This is a genomic window from Rhizobium sp. YS-1r, from assembly GCF_000757525.1.
Taxonomy (GTDB): domain Bacteria; phylum Pseudomonadota; class Alphaproteobacteria; order Rhizobiales; family Rhizobiaceae; genus Neorhizobium; species Neorhizobium petrolearium.
Genome location: NZ_JPYQ01000045.1, coordinates 1 through 1,901 on the forward strand (window position 1 = coordinate 1; position 1,901 = coordinate 1,901).

The following is a 1,901-nucleotide window of genomic DNA, read 5'->3' on the forward strand; positions in this document are numbered from 1 at the left end:
AAAGTGACGAGCTTGCCGGCAAGGGCGGTCTCCCGTGCGATGCGGATCGCCCCGAAATACCCTTCATCGGCGACGATCTCGTGGTCGGAGGCCAGCACCTGCAGGATGGCGTCCTCGCCGAACCGGCTTGCCGTAAAGGCGGCCGCCGCGGCCACCGCAGGCGCAGTGTTGCGGGCCACCGGCTCGAGCAGGATGCCGGAAAGCCTGATGCCGAGCTCGCGGGCCTGTTCGGCGACCAGGAAGCGGAAATCCTCGTTGGTGATGACCACCGGGGCCTCGTACAGCGTCGGATCCGAAACGCGCGACAGGGTGGCCTGGAACAGCGTCCGGTCGCCGACGAACTGGATGAACTGTTTGGGCGCACTCGCACGCGACAGCGGCCACAGCCGCGTCCCCTTGCCACCGGCCATGATGACGGGGATGATCTTGGTCTTCATCGAAACGATCTCCGGTTCATTCGTTCGTCGTCGGGCGCAGCGTCTGCTGCCCGGCCCATTCGCGGATCAATGAAAGGCCCTGGTCGAGCAGGGCCTTCGCTGCGTCTTCCGTCCGGGCTTCCACGTAGCAGCGCATCTCCGGGGCATTGCCGGACGGTCGGAAATGGATGATCCGCCCGTCGTCCAGCCTCACCCTCAGGCCGTCGATATCGCTTTTGTCCGCGATCGCGCCGAGCGGCCGAAGGAAGGCGGCGAGATTATCGTCGGAGGCGCGCAGATGTGCCATCAGCGCCGCGCTCGTCTCGACCGGAAAATCCTCCAGCCGGTCGGCGGCCGCAAACGGTAGCCGGAAAGAGGCGGCGATCTCAGACAGCGGTTTCTTCTCCGCTGCGGCAAGCGAAAGTGCGGCGAGCAGCGGCAGGAAACTGTCGCGGGTCGGCAGCGGATGGAGCGATGCGCCATCGACCACGAACGGCGAGGCGGTCAAAAGGCCGCCATTGGCTTCGAAGCCCATGATGCCCGTCTTCCCGGCCCGCAGCGCTTCCAGCATGCCGGCGATCACGAAGGGCGAGCCGACTTTCGTGCGGATGACGGCAAAATCCCCCGCCGCCTCGATGCCGGAATTGGAGGTGATCGGCGTCACCACCACCTTCGCCTCCAGGAACCTGGCGGCGATCAGGCCGAGAAGATCGCCGCGCAGCACCTCTCCCGTCTCGTCGGCCATCAGCGGTCGGTCGCCGTCGCCGTCGGCCGAGACGATCGCATCGAGCTTGTGTTCCGCCGCCCAGCCCTTCAGGAGGACGGCGGTCTCAGTCGAGACCGCTTCCGTGTCGACGGGGACGAACTCCGCGGAGCGGCCAAGCGGCACGACATCGGCGCCATGACCTTCAAGCATCGTCACGAGCAGGTCGCGGGCGACGGTGGAATGCTGGTAGACGCCGATCCGGAGGCCGGCGAGCGCGCGCTCCGGCAAGAGCCCGGCATAACGGGCGAGGAAAAGCGCCTCGGCCTCCGCCGAGCGATCCGGTGCCGCGCCGGGTGTCGCATCGATCTCCTGCCCGTCGAACCCGGCGGCGATCGCGCCGATGCGGACCTCGTCCTGCTTATCGATCTCGCCGTCGGGGCGGTAGAACTTGATGCCGTTGCGGTCGGCCGGGATATGCGAACCGGTGACCATCAGCGCGGCGGCGCCGAGCTTCAACCCGTAAAGCGCCAGTGCAGGCGTCGGCACTGCGCCGCAATCGACCGGCGACAGGCCGGCACGCTGCAGGGCGCCAATAACGGTCTGAGCAATCCCCGGGCTCGATGCCCGGAAATCGCGACCGACCAGCACGACGTCACCCGCCTTTGCCGCACCTGTTTCGATCAAGCGCCGCGCAAACGCCTGCGTATAGAGCGACGACGCCCGGCCCTCCAGGGCCGTCACAAGTCCACGAAGACCACTTGTGCCGAACTTCATGAAGT

Annotated in this window: 2 protein-coding genes; both read right to left on the reverse strand. The window is 66.9% G+C overall.

The genetic code is table 11. The features are described 5' to 3' along the window. On the reverse strand, window positions 1-437 hold a 437-nt coding region (locus JL39_RS21300; protein WP_037155559.1), incomplete at its 3' end, for a sugar phosphate nucleotidyltransferase. A 16-nt stretch (window positions 438-453) separates the two neighbouring features. Beyond that, window positions 454-1,896, reverse strand: a complete 1,443-nt coding sequence (locus tag JL39_RS21305) for a phosphomannomutase (RefSeq protein ID WP_052183029.1) — start codon at window positions 1,894-1,896, stop codon at window positions 454-456. Between the last annotated feature and the right edge of the window lie 5 nt (window positions 1,897-1,901).